The organism is Williamsia sp. z34, from assembly GCF_059553395.1.
This window is the reverse complement of the sequence record NZ_JCANWW010000011.1, coordinates 20,567-41,316: the sequence shown is the minus strand read 5'-3', so window position 1 is coordinate 41,316 and position 20,750 is coordinate 20,567. Positions and strand designations below refer to the sequence as shown.

At 67.0% G+C, this 20,750-nt stretch carries 2 protein-coding genes; both read right to left on the bottom strand.

The genetic code is table 11. From position 1 onward, the window contains the following. Positions 1-29 precede the first annotated feature (29 nt). Entirely contained in the window at positions 30-13,097 is a 13,068-nt protein-coding gene (locus tag AC51GT_RS22240; protein WP_496330193.1) for an amino acid adenylation domain-containing protein, read from the bottom strand. Next, positions 13,094-20,737 (bottom strand): amino acid adenylation domain-containing protein, encoded by a 7,644-nt coding sequence (locus AC51GT_RS22235; RefSeq protein WP_496330192.1) that lies wholly within the window; start codon positions 20,735-20,737, stop codon positions 13,094-13,096. Before AC51GT_RS22235 ends, AC51GT_RS22240 begins: the two co-directional genes overlap by 4 nt. Positions 20,738-20,750: the final 13 nt, after the last annotated feature.

Sequence of the window (20,750 nt, the reverse complement as noted above, 5' to 3'; positions counted from 1 at the left end):
AGATCCTCATCCGCGGGCCGAAAGGCGCCCTAATCCATACTGTTTGGGGAGCGGACCAGGCCGGGATACCACTGCCCCACCACATCCGGGTTCAGCATGTCATCGTGCATCGCCGGTACGCGCGAGGACCGCACAACGCTGCGGCAATGCTCCTGCCAGAGTTCGCGGGTCGCATCCTGGGTCTCGAAGTGCAGATAACCCAGCACCAGATCGATCGGCACCGCGACCTCGCCATGTGTCGGCGACTGCTTCATCAGCCGCAGGCAGCGCGCATACGAAGCCATGAACGCGCGGGCGTCGTCGAGACTGTAATCCGCCATCGGTCCCCCCGATTCTGCACTCCGGGAGGCGATCTGGTCACGGGCCTGATCCCAGGGCAGCCCGGATACCGCATCGACGTCCGCGGCAGCCAGTGCGGCATAGTGCGCGAAGATCTGGAGCACCTCGCGCTCGAGCTCATCGGGATCCGGGGCGATGTTCACCGTGTCAGCGGTAACCGGTGGGGTGTCGAGGATGGTCAGGCCGCTGACGGTGGCACCGGCAGTCTCCAACTCCCGGGCGATCCCGAAGGCGATGTGTCCGCCGTACGAAAAGCCCAGCAGCTCATAGGGACCCTCGGGCTGATGCTCGCGGATCACCTCGGTGTAGGTCGTCACCAGCTCGTCGAAGGTCTCGAAGTCCTCTGACGATCCACCATGGGCCGGATCCTGCAGCGCGATCAGCCCGTAGCCGTCCGGCAGATGCGGCACCACAGTCGAATACACGGTCCCGACCCCGGAGATGGCATGCACGCAGAAGACGTAGCGGCCCCGTGCCGACGGTGCGAGTTCCACCGCGATCGGATGGGATTGCCCACTGTCATCACCCGCGTCGATCGCCGCAGCGATCCCGGTGACGGTCCGCCGGTCGAAGATGGTCCGCAGGGCCACCGGTAGTCCGGTCCTGCTGCGCAGGGCATTGGCAAACCTTATCGCCGACAACGAGTGGCCACCGAGACCGAAGAAATCGTCGTTCGACGAAACCGCCACATCCCGATCGATCTCCAAGACCTCTCGCAGCACTTCGGCAACAAGAATCTCGGTGGCCGTCTGCGGGTCCCGATGATCGACCGCCGCGAACAGCACCGGTTCCGGCAGGCCACTGGCATCGAACTTGCCGTTGACGGTCACCGGCAATTCGTCGAGTTCGGCAAACGCCACAGGCACCATGTAGTCGGGAAGGCGCTCCACGAGGAAGCCCCGAAGCCGGGCGATGAGCCCGTCGTCGACCACCACATCCGACCCGGCAGCGGTTCGGGTGACGTACGCGGCCAGGTAGGGCTCAGCGAGGGACCCACGTCTACGCACGACAACTGCCGCTGTTCGCACGTCCGGGTGCGATTCCAGCACAAACCGGATCTCTTCGGTCTCGACCCGGAATCCCCGAATCTTGACCTGATCATCGATCCGGCCCAGGTACTGGATGGAACCGGGCTCGGTCCACCGGACGAGATCGCCTGTGCGGTAGAGCCGTTCACCGACCGCGCCGAAGGGATCGGCCACAAAGCGGTGTGCGGTCAGGCCCGGTTGACCGTGATAGCCCAGCGCCACCTGAGGGCCACCGAGGTACAGCTCTCCGACCACGCCCACGGCCACCGGCCGCAGCGAGTCGTCGAGCACTCGCGCCGTCGAGTTGAAGGCCGGGCTCCCGATCGACAGACCCGCACCCGACGCCTGTCCCCCGGCGACGACCTGCTCGGTCACCAGTTCGCCGGTGATACCGACGGTGGTCTCGGTGGGTCCGTACAGGTTGTACAGATCTGCATCGAACCGGGCCAGTGCCTGCGCCGCGGTTGCCGCAGACAATGCCTCACCACCGCAGAACACCCGCCGCACCGATGCGGTGGTCTCTTTCGGGAAGTCGTACTGCAGTAGGGCATTGAGCATCGACGGCACGAACTCGACCGTTGTCAACTGTGCCCGCTCGATCTCGTCGAGAAGGTACTGCGGGTCCCGATGTCCACCCGGCTCGGCCATCACGACCGTGCCGCCGATCATCAGGGGGACGAAGAACTCCCACACCGAGGCGTCGAACGAGAAGGGGGTCTTCTGCAGGATCCGGTCGCTCGCGTCGATTCCGGTGGCCCGTTGCTTCCAGATCAGGAAGTTGACCAGGCCCCGATGATCGATGACCACGCCTTTCGGGCGTCCGGTCGAGCCCGAGGTGTAGATCGTGTAGGCGGCGTCGCCGAGCAGGATCGCCCGGCCCCGTTCGCCATCGGTGACCGGTTGCGTCGGCAGTTCTGCCAGTTCGGCGCGCAGTGCGGCGTCGTCGAGTAACACCACATCGGCGGCATCACCAAGTGCCGATACCGTCGTCGAATCGGCGATTGTCAGTGCCACCGCACTGTTTTCCCGGATGTAGTCGACGCGGTCGACCGGATGGTCCGAATCGATCGGCACGTAGGCGGCGCCGATCCGCATGATCGCGGTCAGTACCGCGGGCAGATCCAGACTGCGTGGCAACGCCACCGCAACCCGGTCTCCCGGCCGCACACCCCGGTGCAGGAGCAGCCGGCTCAACGCGTTCGCCTGCATGTCGAACTGCGCATAATTCAAACTCTGGTCGCCGAACACCACTGCCTCGGCTGCGGGATGCCGGTGCGCCGCGTCGACCAGCAGGTCGTTGATCGTGCCCGGCGGCAGGTCCACTTGATCACCCGTCGACCAGGCCGCCACGTTGGCCGATTCCGCGGCCGAGAGGACATCGATCTCGCGCAGCGGAACATCGGTGCGCTCGGCAACCGTGCGCAACACCGCTATCAGTCGATCGGCCAGCGCTTCGACCGTGGACCGCTCGAACAGGTCACTGCTGTACTGCAACGCGCAGCCGACGACGCCGGTCGCCTGATCCTCGGTGAAATCGAAGGAGAGCTCGAACTTCGCCGTACCGTTGCCGGAAAGCTGTTCCGGCGCCGCTGCATCCGGTGACGATGCATCCGGCAGCGTGCCGGTCAGATAGACGATCATCACCTGGAACAGCGGATGGATGGCCGGAGAACGATTCGGCGCGACCGCCTCGACAACCTGCTCGAACGGGACATCGTGGTGATCGAACGCCGCCAGATCGGTTTCCCGCACCCGTTCGAGCAACTCGGTGAACGTCGGTTGCCCGGACACATCCGCGCGCAGGACAACGGTGTTCAGGAAATAACCGACCATGTCGTCCAGGCGCGAGTCGCTACGCCCCGAGATCGGCGATCCGATCGCGATGTCGGTACCGGCACCCATGCGATGCAGCATCGCCACGACCGCGGTCTGCATGATCATGAACATGCTGGCGCCGGTCTGCGCACCGAGCTCTCGGAGCGCACGGGTGATCTGCGCATCGATCCGACGGACGACCGTACCGCCGCGATTGCTCATCCGGTCCGGTCGTGCATGGTCGTAGGGCAACGCCAACTCTTCCGGAAGCCCGGCCAGCCGCTTGCGCCAGTACTCCAACGCAACTGCGCTCCTGGAATGTTCGTCACCCGGATCGCCCAGCACCTCCCGTTGCCACAGCACATAATCGGCGTACTGCAGCGGAAGCGGGGTCCAGTCCGGCGCCACGCCGGCGCAGCGCGCCCGGTAGGCCTGCGTCAGGTCCCGCTGCAGCGGCGCCGCCGACCACTCGTCGGTCGCGATGTGGTGCAGCAACAACAGCACCAGATTCGCCCCGGCACCGGTCTTGAACACGGTTGCCCGCAGCGGCACCTCACGATCGAGCTCGAAGGCGTATGACACCGCCGACACCACCGCTGCGACCACATCGGCCTCGCCGACCGCAACCGACTCGACCGGCACCGTCACCGCGGTGGCCGGGGTGATGACCTGGACCGGCTGCCCGTCCACCTCCGGGTACACGGTGCGCAGAACCTCGTGCCGCACAGCGACATCGGCAAGAGCTTGCGCCAGCACACTTTCGTCGATCGGATCGGGGTGAGACCAGAACACCGGCACGTTGTAGGTGGGATCGGCCCCGCCGACGGCGTACATCGTCCACATCTGGGCCTGCCCCGGCGACAACGGGAGCCGATCGGGACGGGCGCGGGCCACCAGTTGCGCGCGCGCCGGTACTGGCCGACCGCTCCTCAGATGGTCGGCCAGTTGGGCGATCGTGGGATTCTCGAAGAGATCTCGCATCCCGACCGAGACGCCCAACTTCTCGCCCAGTGCGTTGGACACCCGGATCGCCAGCAGCGAGTGCCCACCCAGAGCGAAGAAGTCGTCTTCTGCCCCGACTGGTCCCTGCGCCGGGTCGCGGCCCAGCACGTCACCGAAGACCTCGGCGACCGTCATCTCGAGCTCACCCTCGGGAGCGCGTGAGCTGCCGGCCGCGCGAGTCGGGGCCGGCAGTGACCGCCGGTCGAGTTTGCCGCTCGGACCCAACGGAAGAGTGTCGAGTTCGATCAGTTGCGTCGGCACCATGTAGCCGGGCAATCGGGATGCGATGATGTTGCGGATCGTCGCGGCGTCCGGATGTTCCGTCGACTCCTGGTCGAGCACGTAATAACCCACCAGGTCATCGGCATGCACCGCGGCCGCAGCGGCCACCACTGCTCCGGCGTCGAGTATCGCCGTCTCGATCTCACCGAGTTCGATACGAAGGCCCCGCAGTTTGACCTGCTGGTCGGAGCGGCCCCGATAATCGAGTCCGACCCGGCCCTCGCGGTCACGGCGTACACAGACCAGGTCACCGGTCCGATACAGGCGCTCACCGCTGACAAACGGGTGTGCCACAAAACGTTCCGCCGTACGTCGCGGGTCGGCGTGGTAGCCGCGGGCCAGCTGGACGCCACCGAGATACAGTTCACCGATCACACCGACGGGCACCTGCTGGAGGAACTCGTCGAGCACGAACAGGTCGGTGCCCCAGACCGGTCCGCCCAGCGACAACGCCGCACTCACGGCGTCCGGGTCCTCGAATGTTCCATCACCCACACCGATCGCCGCGCTGACGTCCACCGCCGCTTCGGTGGGACCGTAGAGGTTGTCCAGCCGGACACCCGGCAGTCGGTTGCGAAGCGTCTGCGCGACGTCCGCCCGCAGCGCCTCCCCACTGGCGATGATCGCCTCGAGCCCGCGTTCGGCCAGATCGGGAACCTGCGTCAACGCCGGCGATGCCAGGAAGACCTCGAGCATCGACGGGACGAAATGTACATACCGGATCCGTTGCCGGTCGATCAACTCGACCAAATACGCCGGATCGCGATGTCCGTCCGGTTGGGCGATCACCAGGGTGGCACCATACGCCAACGGCCAGAACAGCTCCCACACCGAGACATCGAAGCTGATCGGAGTCTTGTGCAGAACCCGGTCACCGGCCCCGACCCCGTAGACACTCTGCATCCACACCAGTCGGTTGACGATCGACCGGTGCGAGACCACAACACCCTTCGGTCGACCGGTCGATCCCGACGTGAACAGCACGTAGGCGGGGTGTTCTGGCAACAACGCCCCGGTGCGCTCGGCGTCGGTCAACGGTTCACCCGACAGCTCGGAAAGTACTTCGGCCACCAGCGGATCATCGAGAACGATGGCCGGGACGCCGGCGGGCAGATTGCCTGCCCAATCGGCAACGGTGAGCGCCACCACCGGGTTCGCGGCATCGACCATGTACTGCAGCCGATCCACCGGATAGTCCACATCGAGCGGCAAGTAGGCCGCGCCGGCCATGACGACGGCGTGGATCGCCCGCAACAGCTCTTCCGAGCGCGGAACCGCCACGGCGACAACCGACTCCGGACCGACGCCCGTGGCGATGAGATGTCTGGCCAAACGCGCGACGGCACTGCGGAAGTCGCCGTGCGACACCGAACCGCCACCCGGGGTCAGCAGAGCCGGCTGCGGCCGCGCCGGACGGGCGACCAGCAGGTCCGCCAACGTCGACGATGCCGGAACCCGAGCACCGCGGAGTACGGCCAGGACCTCGTTGTCCGTGGCATCGATCACCGTGAGGTCGCCGATCCGCGCGCTCGGACGCGCGGCGACCTCACGCAGGACGCCGGTCAGACGACGGGCGAATCCTTCGACGGTGGAGCGGTTGAACTGCTCGGTGGAGTACTCCACACCAATGGTCATCGAGGTGTCTGTGTCGACAAACGTGAACGCGAGGTCGAACTTCGCATGCTGTGCCTGCAGGTTCTCGAATTCGGTTGGCATACCCAGGAAATCGGGATTGGCACCACCGATCTGCAGGTAGCTGACCATCACTTGGAAGAGCGGGTTGCGGCCGGCCACGCGCGGTGGCCCGAGCGCTTCGACGATCTGCTGGAACGGCAGATCCTGGTTCTCGAAGGCGGCCAGATCGACCTCTCGTGTCCGCTCCAGCAGGTCGGTGAACGTCGGGTTGCCCGAGACGTCCATCCGCAGCACCTGTGTCGAGACGAAGAACCCCACCAGGTCGGCCAGAGCCGGATCATTGCGTCCGGAGATCGGCGAACCGAAGGCCAGATCGGTCCCGGCGCCGAGACGACTCAGCAGCGCGGCCACCGCCGCCTGGGTGACCATGAACATGCTGGCGTTGACCTGGTGTCCGACCGCCAGCAGCGCGTCCCGGACCTCGCGTCCGACCTCTGCGGTGACCATGTCGCCGGCACCTGTCGGCACCGCCGGACGACGCCGATCGCGTGGGAGTTCGATCTCGTCGGGCAGACCGGCCAGGGCCTGCTTCCAGTACTCCAATTGACGAGCCGCGCGGGAGTCGGGATCCGACACCGATCCCAGCCGCTCGAGTTGCCAGCGGGTGTAGTCGGCGTACTGCACCGGCAGGTCGGCGAATTCCGGTGCGGTGCCGGACAACCGGGCCAGGTACGCGATCGTCAGGTCGGTAAGCAGCGGGCGATCCGACCACTCGTCGGTGACCATGTGGTGCAGGGCCAGCGCGACCACCGAGTGTTCGCCGGCCTCCCCCACCCGGACCAGCAGGGTCCGCAGAACCGGTCCACGTTCCAGATCGAAACGGCGGGTCAGATGCTCTGCGACGGTGCTGCGGATCGCGGCATCATCGGCCCCTTGCATCTCGAGAACATCGAATGCCAACGCATCGGCGGCCGTGCCGACGTACTGAGTCGGTTGTCCGTGCACGACCCGCACCACCGTGCGCAAGGCCTCATGGCGTTCCAGCACATCGAGAAGAGCTGCACGCAGGGCATTCTCGTCGACAACGCCGCCGATACGCGCGACGTGCGCGTAGTGGTACGAGAGATCGTCGCCGTCGAGTGAATTCAGGAGCCACAGACGTTCTTGGGCGGCAGACAGCGGAATCAGTTCGGGCCGAGGCGTGTTCGCGACGGCGATCAACGATGAGGTCTGCGGATCGGCCAGACCGTCTGCACCCTGCAGGCGAGTGGCCAGGGCCGCCGGTGTCCGCGCCTCGAACAGGTCACGGATCGCAAGTTTGCGTCCATCGACCTCCACCCGGCCGACCAACTGCATCGCCGACATCGAATGGCCACCGAGTGAGAAGAAGTCGTCGTCGACACCGACCTCGTCGACGTCGAGGATCGAGGCGAAAGCCTCACACAATGCACGTTCGATATCGGTTCGCGGTGCACGTCGCACGCCACCGATCGCCAGTTCCGGCTCGGGCAGCGCGGCGATGTCCAGCTTGCCGTTGACCGTCATCGGCAGGCTGTCCACCACCGAGAACAACGCCGGGACCATGTAATCGGGCAGCAATCCACCCAGGTGGGTGCGCAGCGCGGCCAGGTCACCGTCGAAGGTCGCCGCGGGCACCACGTACGCCACGAGGCGTTTGGTGCCGGGCAGTGACGGATCAGGGGCCGCGATCACGGCGGCCCGCACGATGTCGTGGTGGGAGTCGAGGACCGCTTCGATCTCGCCGACCTCGACCCGGTAGCCGCGGATCTTCACCTGATCATCGGTACGGCCCAGGAACTCCAGGTTCCCGTCGGCCCGCCATCGCATCAGGTCTCCGGTGCGGTACATCCGCGCTCCGGCCGCCACGAACGGGTCGGCGACAAAGCGCTCCGCGGTCAATGCGGTCCGGTTCAGGTATCCGCGTGCCAGACCCGCACCGCTGATGTACAACTCCCCGACCACGCCTTGTGGGACCGGGCGGAGCCAGGGATCGAGAAGGTGGGCCCGCGTCCGGCTGATCGGATGTCCGACGGTGGGCTTGTCACATTCGTCGGTGCCCGCGCCCAGTGTGTTGATGGTGTACTCGGTTGGCCCGTACAGGTTGTACCCCAGCACATTCGGGGTGTCACGCAGCTGCTGCCAAATGTTCTCGGGAACTGCTTCACCGCCGAGCAGGACCAGCGGTGGACGATGCCCGGGGTGAGGCGAGGTGACCTCCTCCGGTCCCGCGAGAAGTCCGGCCTCGAAGAGATGATGGGCATAGGTCGGGGTGACGTTGACAACGTCGATGAGATGCCGGCGGCAGTAATCCACCAACCCGGCGGCATCACGGCGGAGCTCTTCGTCGCAGACATGCACCTCATGGCCTTCGACAAGCCACAGCAACTCTTCCCACGACATGTCGAAGGCGAAGGACACGGTGTGCGCGATGCGCAGTCGTGCGCTCCGGCCGGATTCGGCAACGGCGGCCACCGTCGGGTCGAAGATCGCACCGCGGTGGTTGAGCTGCATGTTCGTCAACCCCAGGTACGGTGTCGATACGCCCTTGGGCAGACCCGTCGAGCCCGAGGTGAAGATGACGTAGGCCGGATGTCGAAGGCGTCCGGGCGTTCCGGGCGCGAAGATCCCGAGTTCGTCGTCGCTCAACGCTGATTCGGACAGCGCCTCGACCTGCTCACTGATCTCGGCGTCGTCGAGGACCAGCAGATTGTGACGCGCACCGAGTCTGGGTGCCGTGCCCGCCACGGTGAGTACCGCCATCGGATCGCCCTGGTCCAGGATGGTCGTGAGTCGGTCGTCCGGATGATCGAGTTCCAACGGTAGATATGCTGCGCCGCAACGCAGTACCGCGAACAATGCGACCACCGTGTCGATGCTGCGGGGCAGCGCGATGGCGACGATCGTCTCCGGACCCGCGCCCCGGCGCAGCAGCAACCTGGCAACCCGGTTGATGCGGGCGTCGAGTTCCGCGTAGGTCACCCGCTCGTCACCGAACACCAACGCGGTGTCGGTCGGGATCGCTGCGGCACGTTCGGCGAGCATCTCGGAGATCGTGATGTCGGGGAGGTCGTCACCGGACTCGGCGGCCACCGCCGGTGCGCTGGGCAGCGCCGCCGCGGCGACAGTGGTCGGGGCGTCGACGAATGTGGCCAGGACAGCACGGAACTCGTCGGCCATCGTGGCGGCGAGGTCGCCTGAGATCAGGTCCGCCCGGTATTCGATCCGGAAGCGGATGTCCTCGCTCGGTGTCACCACGACGGTGACCGGATAGTGCGTGTGATCGAGGCTTCCCTCGCCGAGTAGTCCGTGCCGCCGGGATTGTTCGGCCTCTTCGGCCTCGGTGCGGAAGTTCTGCAGCACGTACAGGACATCGAACAGCGTCGAGACCCCGGCGGCCCGGTGGATTCCGGCCAGTCCGAGATGGTCGTATGCCATCGAATCGATCCGGTCGGTCTGAACCCGGCGCGCGAGTTCGGTCAGCGTCTCCCCTGGTCGCAGGCACACTCTGACCGGAATGGTGTTGAGGAACAGACCGATCACCTCATCGACGCCCGGAACCTCGGTCGGGCGTCCGGAGACCGTGGATCCGAAGATCACCTCCGCGCGTCCGAGATGACGGGAGAGCACCAGGGCCAGAGCCGAATTGAGCGCCGCGTTGAGCGTCACCCCGGCAGCACGCGAGGCCCCTCGCAACTCCGCGGACAGCTCGGCTCCGAGGGTTCGTTCGATGCGCGTCGGCGCGACTGTTGCCGTACCGATCGCGCGCGGCACGAGCAGCGACGGTTCGTCGACACCGGAGAGGATCTGCGCCCACGCATCGTGGGCGGCCTGCTGATCCTGGTCACCCAGCCACGCCAAGTAGTCTCCGAACGTGGAGCGTGGAGCGTCCACCGTGCCGAAATCCGCTGCCGCATAGAGTGCCAGCAACTGCGACACAAACGGCCCACCGGACCATCCGTCCCACAGCATGAACTGACGATTGATCACCAGCCGGTCATGTCCGGCGTCGAGATGGATCAGCGTCATCCGCCACAGTGGCGGTGCATCGAGCCGGAACGGGGTACGCCGGTCCCGGGCCAGTTCCGCTTCGAGCATCGTGTCCCGGTCGGCAGCCGGGTAGCCCGACAGATCGACTTCGGCCAGCGTCGGTTCGAGGTCGTCGACCACGAACTGGACCGGTGCATCGAACCCGTCGACGGTGAATCCGGCACGGATCGCGGGGTTGCGGTTCATCAGCTCGGTGGCGGCCACCCGCAACCGGTCCGCATCCAGCCGATGATCCACGTCCAGCCAGAACTGGGCGGTGTAGATGTCGTTGTCGCTGTCCACCTGGGCCTGATAGAACAAGCCCTCCTGCAACGGCGACAGTGGCCACACATCGGAGATGCGTTCTCCGGCCAGGGCGATGAGGGTTTCGTCCTGCTCGGGGGTCACCCGCACCAGGTAGCGCGACGTCCGCGCGGCGGCTGCGGGCAACAGAGCCGTCAATGTCTGCGACCAGATCGTCGCAAGCCGCTCCAGCTCGGACTCACCTGCGACCGAGTGTCGTGCCTGCACGCGCGCCGACCATCCGTGGGTGCCGTGCCGCAGGGTCAGCCGGATCGCGGTCGCCGGCGGCATCGGTTCATCGACGTCGAGTCGTTCGACCCGCAGGTCGACCGGTGGTAGGGCCGCGAGCGCGGCGCCTGCCTGTGGCTGCAGGTACCGGAGGACCTCGAACCGCAGATCGGCTGCGTCGGACCAGAATTCGCGAGCCGTCTCGATGAGCTGCGCCGGATCCTGTTCGGTACCGGATCCGGTCGACAGCCGGATGGGCGCCACCGACCGCCGCGGTCCGACGGTCCCGGACAGGTCCAGACCGAACGGGGTCCTGTGGCCGATGTCCTGGCCGACCTCGAAGACGATCTCGGTCCGGTCGACGCCACGGGCGGCATCCCAACGCGACATCGTCAACGCTGCCGCAGCGGACAGCACCGCGGTGAGTTCTTCCGCCGCCAGCTCCGCCGGTGCGGACACCGGTGATTCGGCGTCGAATCCGGCGTCCGCCGACCGACCGGGATCGGCCCCGCCGGTGACCACGGCCGTGACCCGCCCACCGGTGGCCAGGACCCCGAGCCAGCGGGGCAGTTCGGCGAGCAGTTGGGGCGAGCGCGAGCGGGCCGTGAGTTCCTGGGCCAGCGCTGCGATAGGTGTTGCCGGCGGGTCGATTCGGATGGTCCGCCCGGCCAGGGCGTCGCGGACCGCCTGTTCCAGTTCGGCCGCCAGTACGGCCAATGATTCGGTATCGACGAACAGGGCGGCCACCGTCAGGCAGGCGGCCGACTCATCTGGCCGCCACTGTGCGGCAAGGATCCGACCGGCCCGGACGTCGACCGCGTCTACCGATTCGGCGAGTTCGGGATCGACCGGTTCCAGAGACCACAGTCCGGCAGCGGGTTCGGACAGCCGGCTGTGCAGGATCTGATGGGCGCTCACCAGCGCATGCGCCGCGTCGCGGACCATCTCGGCGGTGGATCCGGTAGGCAACCCAACCATCCGGGTCCGCACTGCCGCGACCGTCTCCGGTTGCTGCCGGGCCCGGTGCAGCGACGGGAGCAGCGGCACCGCTTGCGGTTCGCCGACGGTCGCCGATACCGCGTTCGACCCCAGCGCCTGCACCCTGGCGGTCGGGTCGACGAACAGTTCGTCGAAAAATGCTTCGAGTTCGCGCGCGACCTCGATCACGTCGTCTTCGGCGTCGGCAACACCCCGCAGCCCGATACGGATCGGTTCGGTGCTGCGCTGGATCATGGCAAAGAACTCGACGTCGCCTGCCGGACCGGCTGCCAGCGGGACGAACTCGGCGGGCAGACCACCCACGGTGGCGTTCGACGACGCCGACATCACGTTGATACCGGCGCCGAACATGCGATAGCCCGGATCGAGGGTCCGCAATTCGCGGCCGAGGTCTTCACCACGAAAACGGCTGTGCTTCAACATATCGGCGAGCCGATCGGCAACTCTGCGGGCGATGTCCACGAGCCCATCGCGACCGTCGACGGCCACTCGCAACGGCGAGACGCTCGAGACCATGCCCGGAACGGTTCGCAGTTCACTGACCCCGCGCGCCGTGGTCGGGAGCGCGAACACGATGTCGGACAGTCCGGTCTGGCGATGTGTGAATGCGGCGAGCGCACCGATCAGGACCTGAGCCAACGACAGTCCGTGAGCCTTGCCCAGGTCCTGTAGGACCTTTGTGCGTTCGGTGTCGAGGACCACCGCCACGTGCTCGATCCCTTGGGCCGGTGGCAGAACGCGTTTCAGCAGACGGGGCGCGGGCGGCAGATCGGCCATCTGGCCGACCCAGTAGTCCCGATCTGCCGCGAACAGGTCCGAGTCCCGATAGTCCTGATCTGCCTTGACGTAACCCTCGATCGACCACCGCGGACCCGGGTCGAACTCGTCGGGCGCCGGGTAGGCGCGGCGCACCGACAGGGCGAGCTGCATCAATCCGACGCCGTCGCAGACGATGTGGTGTGCACGCAGAAACCAGATCGTCACGGTGTCCGACAACAGCAGGACGGCGGTCCCGAACAACCGATCGGCGGTGACGTCGCAGGGCTGATCGAGTTCGGCCCGCATCCACGTCATCGCGGCGCCGCGCGGATCTGCATCGGCGCGCAGATCGACGACGTCGGGGACGGTGTTCGCCGGCGGTGTCACCACTTGCCGGAGTTCCCCATCGGAGCGCATCGCAAATCGCACATGCAGCGTGGGGGCTTTGGCGACCACACTGCCGATCGCGGTGGTGAGGCGACCGATGTCGAGCGGACCCGAGGTGACCTCGCCGTAGAGCCCGATGTTGTACATGGCCGCGTTCGGCGCGGTCTGCGCGCCGAGGAAGACGTCCCGCTGAGCGGCCGTGGCCGGCAGCGTCACCGGACCCTGCGCTGCGATCTCGTCCACGTTGTCGTAAGACTCTTTGACGCCGGTCACCGTGCTACCTCCACCGAATACGTGGCGGGATCCGCCAATTGCCCGCTGACCGACATCCATCGCTGCGCCAGCTTCATCACTTCGTCCCCGTGCAGGACTCCCGGCAGATATGTGAACCTGCCACGGAGCACCGGGCCATCAGGACCATCGATGCAAACGATCTCGATCTCCAAGGCGTACGGCACACCGAGATCTGCATCGGGCGGGGTGTCGAGTGCCGGCGACTCCACCGAGGGCAGCCAATCGCCACCTTTCCCGACCGGGATGCGCCCCAGGTAGTTGAACAGCACCTGTGCACTGCCGATTTCGGACAGAATCGCACTGGTCTGCGGATCGAGGTATCGGAGCATTCCGTATCCGAGACCGGATCCCGGTACTGCGGCCAGCGCTGCCGCCGTCTGTTCCACCGCGTCGTCAACAGAGGTGAAGGCGGGCAACCGGACCGGCGCCATCGCGGTGAACCAGCCGAGTGTTCGGGTCAGCTCCACCGACGGGCCCGAATCCGGATCTTCGCGGCCGTGACGTTCGACGTCGACGATCAGGTCGCGGCCGGCGTCACCGAGAACCGCCCGGACCGCACCGAGCAGGATCGCGGTCACCTCGAATCCGGATCGCGCCGGCACAGAGGTGAGCAACGCGCCGCTGGTCTCGGTATCGAGTTCGATCTCGATCGTGTGTTGCTCGCCCACCGTCCCGGCCACCGAACCGGAGACCAGCTCGCCACCGGGCGCCAGCACGCTCTGCCAATGAGAGAGCTCACGCTGGCGGCCGGAGTCGAGTGCCGCAGCCGATACCCGGTTCGCGAACTCGCTCAATGCGGTTCGTGCAGGCAACAGGTCGATCGGCCGGCCGGCCTGCACGTCCGACCACGCCTGCTCCAGATCCTCCAGGATGATCCGGCGGGACACGCCGTCGACGGCCAGGTGGTGGATGACGAGAATCAGTCGGCCCGGCGCGCCGGGTCGGTCGAGGTAGACCGCGGCCAGCATCTGGCCGGCGATCGGATCGAGACGATCGCGGGCGGCCGCGGACGCGCGGGCCACCACATCGGCCAGGTCGGCGTCGTCGGACATCTGCACCACCTCGACACAGTCGGCGCCGGCCACCGCACCCCGTGGCCTGATCTCGAGCGACCAGAGGATGCCGGCGATGTCGGTGAGCTGCAGACGCAGCGCGTCATGGTGATCGACCAGGGCCGACACGATCGCGCGGATGACCTCACCATCGGCGGAGGCCGGAACCTGCACCACCATCGACTGGTTGATGTGGATACTCGAACCACCGAGCTCACGCAGGCGGGACATGATGGGCAGCAGGGCAACCGGACCAACCGAGGCATCGGCGCCGGAGTGGTCCTGCGACTCGGTCGTCGCCACTGCCGCGAGTGCCGCCACGGTTCGGTGGGTGAAGATGTCCCGGGTCGCCAGGGTCAGACCGCGGCGTTGCGCCCGGTTCACCAACTGGATCGACACGATGCTGTCCCCGCCGAACGCGAAGAAGTCGTCGTCGACCGAAACCAGTTCGAGGCCAAGCGTTTCGGCAAACACCTCACACAAAATCCGTTCGTTGTCCGTCTCCGGTTCCCGCGAGGTGACGCTCGTGGTGAAGTCCGGGTCGGGAAGCGCGCCGCGATCGAGCTTGCCGTGTGGCGTCATGGGGAAGTCCGCCATGAACACCAGCGCCGACGGGACCATGTAGTCGGGCAACCGGTCGCTGAGCTCACTCGAGACGCGGTCACGCAGAGTCAGATCGGGAGACTCCTGATCAGACGATTCAGGATTGCTCGCAGCCAGGACGTAACCCACCAGAATGGTTGCACCCGAGGGGCCCTCACGGTCGATCACGACCGCATCGCGAATGCCTTCGACATCGCGGATCGCTGCCCCGATCTCACCGAGCTCGATGCGGAATCCGCGGATCTTGACCTGCTGATCGGCGCGCCCCACGTAGTCGAGCTTTCCCTGGGCGGTCCACCGGATCACATCTCCCGAGCGGTACATCCGCTCCCCTTCGCCGCCCCACGGGTCGGCGACGAAGCGGACGCTGCTCAGTCCGGCGCGCCGCAGATATCCAGCCGTGACCTGTGGACCCGACAGATACAGCTCACCGCTCACGCCCACCCCGACCGGGCGCAGCAGGTGGTCGAGCACGCGCGCCCGGAATCCGGCCAGGGGGACGCCGATCAGACTCGACGGTACCCGGGTGTCGCCCTCCGTGATCCGGAGCCAACTCGCGTGGACGGTAGTCTCGGTAATGCCGTACATGTTGATCAGCGCCGGGCCGGCCGGCCGTTCACCGGTGGTCTCGCGGTGCCGTGCGAACCACCCGGACAGCGCCGGGAGTTCGAGGGCTTCGCCGCCGAAGATGATGTACCGCAATGAATCGGCCAGACCGGGGGACTCGGCATCGACCGCGTCGAACTGCCGGAAGGCGGTCGGGGTCTGGTTCAGCACGGTCACGCCGGCACTGTTGATCGTCTCGAGGAGTGCCCGCGGTGATCGGGCCTCGTCTCGACCGAGCACCTGGATCCGGCCCCCATGGGCAAGGGCCCCCCACAGCTCCCACACCGAGAAGTCGAACGCGTACGAGTGGAAGAGCGACCACACGTCCTCCGGCCCGAACTCGAACCGATCGACGGTGGCGCCGAGCAGGGCACACACATTGCTGTGGGACACGCTCACGCCCTTGGGCCGGCCGGTACTGCCCGACGTGTAGATCACGTAGGCCGGATCCTGCCCGGTCAGCCCCACCGGCGACAGGGGTACATCAGGATCCACTCCCTGCCAGGCGATCTGAAGGTCCACCACGGTCGCCTGCGGCGGCAGGTCGCTCGGTGGCACGACGCCACCGCCGACCACGACCACGGTCGGGGCACAGTCGTCGATGATCATCCGGATCCGGTCGGCCGGGTACTCGGGATCGATGGGGACGTACGCGGCCCCCGCGCGCAGGGTGGCGAGTACGGCCACCACCAGATCCGTTGTGCGCGGGACCATCAGCGCCACCAAGGCGCCCCGGCCGGTTCCGGCGGCCCGCAGTGTCGACGCCAGCGCTCGTGATCGTTGCTCCAGCTCGGCGTAGGTCAGGGTCGTGATCGCATCCTGCACCGCAACCGATCCCGGATGTTGACGCACCGCCTGGGCGAACACATCCGTCAGCGTCGACGCCGGGCGCGGCCCGGGCTCTGCGGCGGCGAGCACCAACTGTTCTTCGGTGGCGGTGATCAACCGCAACGCGGACACCCGGGTGGTCAGATCTTCGGCCATGGCCGTGAGCACGGCCCGCACTCGTTCGGCCATCGCCGCCACGGTCGATCGATCGTAGAGATCGGTTGCGTACTCGAATGTTCCGGTCAATCCGCGGCCTTCCGCCGCTTCCCGGAATTCGCAGGTCAGATCGAACTTCGCGGTCCGGGAACCAGCGAAGACCGGCTCACCGACCACACCGCGGAAGTTGGGGGCGACAATCGCATTGCGGTACTGCACCAGGGTCTGGAACAGCGGTTGACGCGCCGGCGACCGCTCCGGATCAAGATCGTCGACGATCCGCTCGAACGGGACATCCTGATGCACAAACGCTTCGAGATCGGTCGTGCGAACGGTCGAGATCACCTCGGCCAGCGTCGGATCGCCGCCGAGGTCGGTGCGCAGCACCAGCGTGTTGACGAAGAACCCGACCAGTTCATCGAGAGCGTTGTCGGTACGGCCGGCGACCGGCGTTCCGACCACGATGTCGGTGCCGGCACCCGACGCCGACAGCGCGATGGCCGTCGCCGCGTGTACCACCATGAACATCGATGATCCGGTCGCCCGGGCAATTTGCCGCAGGGCAGCGAGTTCCGCGGCGCCCATGTTGAACTCGACCGTGTCGCCGCGGTGGCTCGAATACGCCGGACGCGCCCGGTCGTAGGGCAACGGCAGCTCAACGGGTATCCCGGCCAGGCGGTCCCGCCAATGGTCGAGTTGCCTGCGGGTGAGGGCGGTCGGCTGGTCCGGGTCCCCGAGGACGCGACGTTGCCACAGCGCGTAGTCCGCGTACTGCACCGGCAGCGCCGGCAGTGATTCACCCTGATAGGCCCGGGCCAGATCACTCATCAATGCAGTCGCCGACCACTCGTCTGCGGCGATGTGATGGACCAGCAGCACCAGCACACTGCACTGCGGGCCGACGTCGATCAGCTCGGCGCGGATCGGCAGTTCCGTGGTCAGATCAAAGGTCTGTTCACCGAGGTACTGCAGCGTGCCCGCGAGATCACTGTCGCGACAAGAACTCTCGTTCCAGGCCACCTCGGTACCTGTCGGGAGGATCACTTGCGCGGCCTGGCCGGTCTCGACGTCTTCCGGGAAGATTGTTCGCAGTGCCTCATGCCGGTCCACCACCGCGGCCAGCGCCCGCCGCAGTGCGTCCCGGTCGAGGTGACCGCTCAGGCGTACGGCGAACCGCAGGGTATAGGCCGGACGGGATTCTTCGAATCGGTGCAGGAACCGAAGACGCTGCTGCGCAAACGACAACGGCAGCGGCGTGGTTCGGGCCTGCGCCACCAGGGGTTCGGTGTCCGGACCGGCACCCGACTCGATGAGTTCGGCCAGTTCTGCCGGTGTGGGTCGCTCGAAGATGTCCGCGACGGTGAGCCCGGCACCGAGCGCCGCACGCACCCGGGTGATCAACCGCGTGGCCGACAGGGAATGCCCGCCGAGATCGAAGAAGTTGTCTTCGGGACCGATCAGCGAGACACCCAGGACCTCGGCGAACAGCGTGCACAACTGTGCCTGCGCCGGGGTGCGCGGTTCACTGCGTCCACCACGCTCGCCGGCGACCACCGGTGCCGGCAGTCGCGCACGATCGAGCTTGCCGTTCGGGAGGACGGGAAGGTCCTCCACCAGGGTCCACGCGGTGGGGATCAGATGTCCGGGCAACTGCCGGGACATCGCCTGGCGCAATGTCTGCGCGGTCACACCGGCATGTTCGGGTACGACGTAACCGACGAGCACGTTGTCACCGTGCACATCTGCACGGACCGCGGCAGCACCCGACCGGACCTCGGGGAGCGCCGCCAGGACGGCCTCGACCTCGGCCAGTTCCACCCGGTGTCCCCGGATCGTCACCTGACTGTCGCTGCGGCCGAGCAGTTCCAATCGGCCGCTGTCGTCGAGTCGGCCCAGATCACCGGTGCGGTAGAGCCTGGTCCCGTGACCGGCCGGGTCCGCCACAAACGCCTGCGCGGTGGCGCCCGGCCGTCCGCGGTAACCGCGCGCCAACTGGGCGCCACGTACGTAGACGTCGCCGACGGCACCCGGTGCGACCGGCTGCAAGAAGAGGTCGAGCAGAGCGATCCCGTTGCCGGGCAATGGATCGCCGACCAGAACCCGGTCGCCCGGAGCGACCACCGCTGTGGTCACGTCACCGGCGACCTCGGACGAGCCGTAGGAGTTGATCACCTGCGCAGCGGGTGTGGCACGGCTGATCCGGGCCACCGCCTCGGCGGTGAGAGGTTCACCGCTCAGGATCCACCGGCGCACCGACGGCACCGCAGTGGTGTCCGCCAGGGTCGTGGCCAGTCCCGGGATCGCGGTCAACTGGCTCACCGCGTGTTCCGCGACGAGCCGTCCCAGCGCGTGCGGATCCTTGGCCTGTTCGGCATCGGCGATGACCACCTGGGCGCCGGCGGCCAGTGCACCGAGTAGTTCCGTCGAACCGTCGATGAAGCCGAACGAACTCTTCGCAAGCCGGACGTCGGCGGTCGGCAACGACCATTCCCTTGCCGCCCACGCGATCCGGTGGGCCAGCGCACCTGCGGTGCCCAGCACCGCCTTGGGGGTCCCGGTCGAACCGGAGGTGTAGACGACGTACGCGATGGCGGACTGGAGGTACGGATCGGCCGTCCGCGTGGTGCGCCTGCGGCCGGGTTCGATGGTCGCCGGATCCATCACCGGACAGTGCGCCACCGCCGCAACCCGCGGGTCGTCGGTGACCATCAGGGTGGGCACCGCGTCCGAGATCATGTAGGAGATTCGCTCGGCCGGGTACTCCGGGTCGATGGGCAGATATGCCGCACCGACCTCGAGTGCGGCCAGCATCGAGGCCACCGCGTCGATGCCACGCGGCACCGCGATCGCAATGACACTCTCGCAGCCCATTCCGCGCGTGGCGAACTCGCCGGCGAAGTCGTCGACGCGGGCCAGGAGCTCGGCATAGGTGATCCTCGCCGAGCCGGTCACCACCGCGGTCGCGTCCGGGTCGGCCGCCGCGCGCGTTCGGATCTGCTCCGGCACCGACCTCACCGCGCCGGCCGGGGTCAGGGCCGACCATGCCCCGAGTCGGTCGCGCTCTGCCGGCGGCGTGAGATCGATGCTCCCCAGGGACCGCTCGGGTGAGTCCGCGAACAGGCTCAGCCCCAGGCACATCCGGTCGACCAACGACCGGACCACCTGCTCGCCGACCCGGTCCGGCGAGAATTTGACGAGGATCCGGATCCCGGACGACGGTGACGGAACCACGGTGAGGGACAGCGGGAACTCGGTGGCGTCCGCGATCACCGGCTCCCCCATGTCGAGGCCGGCACTGCGTTGCGCCGTGTCGATGTCCGCAGAGTCGATCATGAAGTTCTCGACCACCAGCATGGTGTCGAAGAGGTCCCCCACCCCAGCGGCGCGTTGCAGCACACCCAGACCGACGTGCATCGCGGGCATCAGCGCGATCTGCCGTCGCTGCAACGCCATTGCGTTGGCGACCAGACTCTCCGACGGTGACAACCGAACCCGCACGGGCACGGTGTCGACGAATGTTCCGATGGCCGACTCGATGCCGGAGATCTCCGGCGGACGTCCCGAGACCGTCGCGCCGAACACCACATCCGTGCGTCCGAGATGCTTGCCGAGGACCGTCGCCCATACGACTGACAACGCGGTGTTGAGGGTCAGGCCCGCCGGGCCGAGCGATTCCCGCAGTCGGGAGACCACGTCCGGAGCCACCGACACCTCGAACTCGGTGGGCAGCTCCGAACGCTTGCGAGGGGATCTCGACCCCGTCAGCAGGGTGCCACCGGCCAGACCGGCCAACTCGGGCAGCCAGAACTGTTCAAGTCGTCGACCATCGGCCTGCCGGTCGGCGGCGAGCCACTCGAGAAAGCTCCAATAGGCCCTGGCGCCGGCGGGCGGCTCGGTGAGATCTCCTGCGTAAGAACGCAATATCTCAGCGAGCAACAGATACAGCGACCACCCGTCCACGATCAGGTGGTGCACGGTCAGCACCAGGGTGCACTGTTGCGGGGCCGAGCGCACCAGCGTCGCACGCACCAGTGGTGGCGTGGTGAGGTCGAACCGATGTGAACGTTCGGCGGCGACGATCGAAGCGAGATGTGCGATCTGCTCGGGGCCGGGCAGGCCGGAGTCGTCGTACTCCTGCCATGCGAACCCGGTGGACGACCGGACCAGGCCCACGGGCTCACCGGTCTTGCGGCGGGCAAAGCCGGTGCGCAGACCGGGATGTCGATCGATCACCGCCGTGATCGCCGACCGCAGCCGCTGCGCCTCGACCACGCCCTGCAACGGCACCGACAGGACCATCGAATACGGGTCGGTCCCGATCGCGTTGGTGGATTGATACACCAACGATTCCTGCAACGGAGTCAGCGGCACCACATTTTCGAGCGTG